Consider the following 6,118-nt stretch of genomic DNA (forward strand, 5'->3'; position numbering starts at 1 on the left):
CCGCTTCTTGTACCACCAACTGCATTGCTCCGATTGTTAAAGTGATTCATGAAAAACTCGGCATTGAACACGCTTCTTTTACCACGATTCACGATTTAACCAATACTCAAACCATTTTGGATGCTCCGCATAAAGATCTTCGTCGCGCTCGTGCTTGCGGGATGAGCTTGATTCCAACGACAACCGGTTCGGCAACAGCAATCGTCGAAATTTTCCCTGATTTGGCAGGGAGAATTAACGGCCACGCGGTGCGAGTCCCGCTAGCGAACGCGTCTTTAACCGACATTATTTTTGATGTGAAACGTGATACTAGCGCAGAAGAGGTCAATGCTCTGTTAAAAGAAGCGTCAGACAATGAGCTGAAGGGCATTCTTGGCTTTGAAACACGGCCACTGGTTTCGATTGATTATAAAGGGGATCCGCGTTCAACCATCGTTGATGCACTTTCAACCATGGTGGTCGGTAAACGGATGGTGAAAATCTATGCTTGGTACGATAACGAAATGGGCTATGCCACTCGTACGGCTGAGTTAGTCCGTAAAGTAGCTTTAGCATAAGGAAGCAAATGATGACACATCCAATATGGGAATTGCCGTTAGACAACGGGGCCGGGTTGATTTTAACGCCTTGCCCCGGTACGAAAGGCACCTCGTTAGCCGACAGTATTATGCAGCTAAAAGCGGTAGGTGTAACCACGGTGGTGACGGCCATTAATGAGCAGGAGATGGAGCAACAGGGGGTGAGCGAATTAGCGCAACGAGTACAAGAGGCTCATATGGACTGGTTTCACGCCCCGATTGAAGATGATTGTGCGCCTGATGTTGTATTTGCTCATCAGTGGGCACAAATCAGCCCGGCTTTACATCGTGCGATAGAGAATGGTGAAAAAGTCGCTTTGCACTGTCTTGGTGGTTCGGGGCGCACCGGATTATTAGCGGCGCACTTATTGCTGGAAAAAGGCTGGCCGCTGGCGCGTATTATCCCCCAAGTTCAGGCGTTGCGCCCGGGAGCATTTACTAAAGCAGTGCAAGTTAATTATATTGAACGGATTGCCAAAAAATAACCCTTTAATAAGAGTGGCGTGAGCCACTCTTTTGTCAGCGAGAATTCACCATGTTGTCTCAATTTAATTCTTCAATACGTCAGTATATGTTGGTGACTTTTAACTACTGGAACTTCACGATTACTGATGGTGCACTGCGGATGTTGGTCGTGTTGTACTTTTACGATTTGGGTTATTCAACCTTCGCCATTGCCTCTCTCTTTTTGTTTTATGAGTTTTTTGGTGTGGTGACAAATTTGATTGGAGGTTGGCTTGGGGCACGCTTAGGGTTGAATCGTACGATGAATATCGGCCTTGGTATGCAGATTATGGCTCTTTTAATGTTAGCGGTTCCATCCGTGTGGTTAACGGTTCCTTGGGTGATGGCGGCACAGGCATTGTCTGGTATTGCAAAAGATCTCAATAAAATGAGTGCCAAAAGCGCCATTAAAACGTTAGTGCCAAATAATGCACAAGGGGCGTTATATCAATGGATTGCTATTTTAACCGGTTCAAAAAATGCGTTAAAAGGGGCTGGTTTTTTCTTAGGCGGAGCGTTGTTAACTAGTATTGGCTTTCAATATGCGGTCTTGGCGATGGCTTTAGTTCTGAGCGCCGTTTTTGTTGGCAGCTTATTGATGCTGCAAGCTGAGATGGGGAAAGCGAAAACCAAACCTAAGTTTTCTGAAATTTTTTCTAAATCCGCCAGTGTGAATATTCTCTCCGCCGCTCGAATGTTTTTGTTTGGCGCGCGGGATGTTTGGTTTGTGATTGCCTTGCCGATTTATCTAGGTTCGGTGTTTGGCTGGGGACACAGTACCGTGGGGGGCTTTCTTGCTTTATGGGTGATTGGTTACGGTATCGTGCAAGGATTGGCACCTCGGATCACCGGGAAAGCGACCGGCCAGATACCAGACGGAAAAGCAGCTATTGGCTGGGCGGCGGTACTGGCTTTAGTGACCGGTGCGATTGCTTATAGCATTCAAATGCAATGGCAACCTGAACTGGTGATTGTTTTTGGGCTTTTGATCTTTGGTGCTATTTTTGCGGTTAACTCTTCACTGCATTCTTATTTAATTGTCAGTTACGCTAAAGGAGAGGGGGTTTCTTTGGATGTTGGGTTCTATTACATGGCGAATGCGATGGGGCGGTTAATCGGGACGATTCTTTCCGGCTGGGTATTTCAAGTATCGGGATTTGCCGCTTGCTTATGGGTTTCCTTTGTCTTCTTACTACTTACGACATTGATCTCATTTTGGTTACCGAAAGCGAGATCTGCTTGATAAAGCTAAAAACCGAAAAAATAGCAACCCTGCCAAACAGACCCTAGCATCTTAATGATAAAGGTATATGCTAGCTGCTCATTACTCTATTTACTCATAACGGAGGAGAAGTTATGCACTTATCCGATCCCAACCTATTTCAGCAAGCATGTTTTATTGATGGACAATGGGTCGCGAGCCGCGATGGGAAAACGACCTCAATTACTAATCCTTATGATAATTCGCTACTGGGAACTGTACCAGCGTTGACCGAACCGCAAGTGGCGGAGGCAATTACTTCTGCAACACGGGCGCAGCGTCAGTGGGCCAAGCAAACCGCTGCAACTCGGGCTGCAGTTTTGCGCCAATGGTTTAACTTGATTGAACAACATGCCGATGATCTCGCCCTGTTAATGACCCATGAGCAAGGTAAAGCGCTCCAAGAGGCGAAAGGAGAAATCACCTACGCGGCGAGTTTTGTCGAATGGTATGCTGAAGAGGCGAAGCGTTCGTATGGTGAGATAGTGCCAACGCACAAAGCAGATGCACGTATCTTAGTCTCTCGTGAACCGATTGGCGTGGTTGCGGCGATCACTCCGTGGAATTTTCCCGCGGCGATGGTAACACGCAAATGCGCTCCCGCTTTTGCCGCTGGATGTGCTGTTGTGTTAAAGCCTGCGCCAGAGACGCCATTTACCGCCCTAGCATTAGCGGTGTTAGCAAAACGAGCTGGATTACCTGATGGATTATTGCAAGTGGTCACCGGTGATGCCGTCATGATTGGACAACTTTTGACCGAAAGTCCTCTTATTCGCAAGCTCTCATTTACGGGCTCAACTCGGGTTGGCAAAATTTTGATGGCACAATCGGCTTCCAATGTAAAAAAACTCTCTTTGGAGTTGGGTGGCAACGCCCCTTTTATTGTCTTTGATGATGCCAATATAAATGCTGCGGTTGAGGGAGCCATGATTGCGAAATTCCGCAATGCGGGACAAACCTGTGTGTGTGCCAACCGTATTTATGTGCATGATAGTATCTATGAGCAATTTACTGCCAAGTTGGTTGATCGAGTGCGTAAACTCACAGTCGGTGATGGATTAGTCACCGGGACTCAAATCGGACCACTAATCAATGACGCTGCGGTCAATAAAGTCCGTAGTCACATTGAGGATGCCCTTGAAAAAGGCGCTAAAGTGGCTTTTGGCACCTTACCTGAAGTGGGAAGTCGCTTATTTATTCCTCATGTTTTAACTGAAATGAGTGATGATATGCTGGTGGCTCATGAAGAAACGTTTGGCCCACTTGCTGCACTATTCCGCTTTACGAGTGAAGACGAAGTGATTGAACGGGCCAATCGTAGCCATTTTGGTTTAGCGGCCTATTGCTATACTCAATCACACGCTCGGGCGTGGCGGATGAGTGAGCAATTAGAAAGTGGCATTGTTGGCATCAATGAAGGGCTCATTTCGACCACCGTGGCTCCTTTTGGGGGGGTGAAAGAATCCGGTTTAGGACGAGAAGGCGCGAAACAAGGATTAGAAGAGTACCAAGAGGTGAAATATACCTTAATGGGGGGACTGTAATATAACCTCCTAGGGTACTCGTTGTTCTGTGGGATGGGTTGGCTCATTGATGGGGTGCCATTTCAATGAGCCATTAGTTTCAAACTTATTCGCTCGCTGACAAATCAGTACCGTTTGTCCAATGGGTAAAATCGCGCCTTCAGAATAAGCCTTATCTTGATAGTAACAGACGCGTTGGAAGTTATTGTGCTCAAGTAGCACGGTTTTGGTGTCTGTTTGATTTGGTTCGGCTTGTAACGTCTGGCTTACCAGTAAGGTGATGATCAGTGATATTTTCTTTAGCATAATAAACACTCCTCTTTTATCTCAGCCCCATTGTCGCTGATAGCGAGGGAGCATACTTTCATTCCCTAATAATCCACCTTGATGAAGGTAGATTAACGATAGATCATTATGCAGCGGTAACCAATCCATTAAGCAGCGCCACATCAAAGGATCATATAAAAGCTCAAATTCGACATGAGTTTGCTGATGTAGCTGCTGCCAAATTTGATAATCGTGGTAATAAAGACGTCCAAAATGGTGTTTTCGCTCAGGTGATAGAATCGTAGGATAATCGCTTTCTCCAAGTTGTTGCCATTGCTGCTCAAGATACGTTTGTCCACCCACACATGGACAAGTGATCACCTCAATCTCGTGCCTGCTTAACGCCTTATGTAAATAGAGCGCCGTGGTACCTGTACCGGAAGGTAATGCCACAGCCCAGCGTTGTTTGGGTTGCTGCTGAATCCATGTTAGCAATTCATGAGCCAGTTGCTTTATGCCATATTCGGCAAGAGGCGTGCGTCCACCTTCTTCAATGAATAAACACTGCTCATCGGGTTTGCGTATTTGTAGAATGTATTGATGCGGATGATTAGGAGACAAAGCCTTTGTCTCTATCACATTTGCCCCGAGTTCTAATGCGGCGCGGTAGTTACCGATAGGGTATTGCTTGAGCCAGTCAGGAATATGGTGAACATAGTATTCGAGTTGCCAACCACGAATCGCGGCTAAACCAGCTAAAGAGTAAAGCGAGTTGGCTTGCACTGAGCCATAGCTGATCAATGTGTTGATTTCTGGCCGCTCCATTTGCAACAAAGAAAGAAATTTTCGTGCTTTATTACCACAAAATTGTGGATGAAGTTGATCATCACGTTTGAGATAAAAAGCGTGGCCTTGAAAACGATGTTCTGTGATCGGGCTTTGAGTTAATTTCATTGAGCTCACTAGGTGAAATATGGAAACGGCGAAGTATACCCTTTCTTTGGTGCAAGCGATATTTAGTACGAAAAAAAGCCCAGAACAAAGTCGAACTGGGCGGATAAAATATAGGAGTTAAATAAGAAAAAGCAGCATTGTGGTTGTCAGTAAAGAAGAAAGTTCGACGGCCGTAAAACTCTTAATACTCTGCCAACTACAATCAATCAGACTGGGCGAAAGCAAAAGAGTTCCTTAAAAAGAGAAAAATTAATCAAATTTTTTAGGATCACTGTAAACCGATAGGTTTTCAGGCGGTTAAGTCTGCATAAATCGAGCTGGTCTGACCATGGCTAAAAACTGTGATGTTAATCGCTTGTTAATCTTCTGTTTCATGGGTATATTTCAAACAAGCGTTTGATACGGGTGATTGAAATGGTTTCGAAGAGCAGTACCAAAGAAAAAATACTTGATGTTGCAGAAGGGTTATTTGCCGAGCATGGTTTTAATGATACCTCTCTTCGTACCATTACTAGTAAAGCGAATGTGAACTTAGCCTCTGTCAATTATCATTTCGGTGGAAAAAAGACCCTCGTTCGTGCGGTATTAAACCGTTATCTTGAAGCATTTATGCCAGCGGTGAGAGTCTCATTGATCGAACTTAATGCCAGTGATGATTATACCATGGAAGCGGTTTTTGAAGCGTTGCGGGGGCCATTAAAAGCATTGAATCAGGTACGACCGAATGGAACTAGCCGGTTTATGCTGTTGATTGGTCGTGGTTATACCGATGTTCAAGGCCATTTACGTTGGTTTATCACTACACGATACGATGAAGTACTTGATCTATTTACTCAGTCAGTCATGAGAGCGAACCCTGGGTTGACTCGGGAAGCTTTATTCTGGCGGCTACATTTCACTCTCGGGACGTGCGTCTTCACCATGGCTTCTAGCCAAGCATTAGCTGAGATTGCTGAAAACGCCTTCGGAGCTAAAGTGGATGCTAATTTAATGATTGATCAAATTATTCCTTACTTGGCTGCCGGTGTGGC

General features: G+C 45.4%; 6 protein-coding genes and 1 pseudogene. 5 read left to right on the forward strand and 2 right to left on the reverse strand.

From position 1 onward, the window contains the following. From B7C60_RS19515 to B7C60_RS14475, 4 genes and pseudogenes are all read left to right on the forward strand, one after another. Nucleotides 1-557: pseudogene (locus B7C60_RS19515) on the forward strand (ArsJ-associated glyceraldehyde-3-phosphate dehydrogenase); the annotation flags it as partial. Nucleotides 558-568: 11 nt separating this feature from the next. Beyond that, entirely contained in the window at nucleotides 569-1,063 is a 495-nt protein-coding gene (locus tag B7C60_RS14465; protein WP_099612267.1) for a cyclin-dependent kinase inhibitor 3 family protein, read from the forward strand. A 50-nt stretch (nucleotides 1,064-1,113) separates the two neighbouring features. Further along, entirely contained in the window at nucleotides 1,114-2,325 is a 1,212-nt protein-coding gene (gene arsJ, locus B7C60_RS14470) for an organoarsenical effux MFS transporter ArsJ (protein WP_099612268.1), read from the forward strand. 113 nt (nucleotides 2,326-2,438) lie between these two features. Then, nucleotides 2,439-3,887, forward strand: coding sequence for an NAD-dependent succinate-semialdehyde dehydrogenase (locus B7C60_RS14475; protein ID WP_099612269.1), 1,449 nt, complete (start codon nucleotides 2,439-2,441; stop codon nucleotides 3,885-3,887). Nucleotides 3,888-3,896: 9 nt separating this feature from the next. On the opposite strand, the gene B7C60_RS14480 is transcribed toward B7C60_RS14475, so the two are convergent. Continuing rightward, entirely contained in the window at nucleotides 3,897-4,172 is a 276-nt protein-coding gene (locus B7C60_RS14480) for a DUF1496 domain-containing protein (protein WP_099612270.1), read from the reverse strand. 21 nt (nucleotides 4,173-4,193) lie between these two features. Continuing rightward, nucleotides 4,194-5,087: a pyridoxal-phosphate dependent enzyme gene (locus B7C60_RS14485; RefSeq protein WP_099612271.1), complete on the reverse strand. Its 894-nt coding sequence runs from the start codon at nucleotides 5,085-5,087 to the stop codon at nucleotides 4,194-4,196. A 414-nt stretch (nucleotides 5,088-5,501) separates the two neighbouring features. On the opposite strand from B7C60_RS14485, the gene psrA reads away from it, so the two are divergent. Then, nucleotides 5,502-6,118, forward strand: a 617-nt coding sequence (gene psrA, locus B7C60_RS14490; RefSeq protein WP_172953262.1) for a TetR family transcriptional repressor PsrA, incomplete at its 3' end; no start/stop codon positions are given.

It is taken from the genome of Vibrio fujianensis, from assembly GCF_002749895.1.
GTDB classification, from domain to species: Bacteria; Pseudomonadota; Gammaproteobacteria; order Enterobacterales; family Vibrionaceae; genus Vibrio; species Vibrio fujianensis.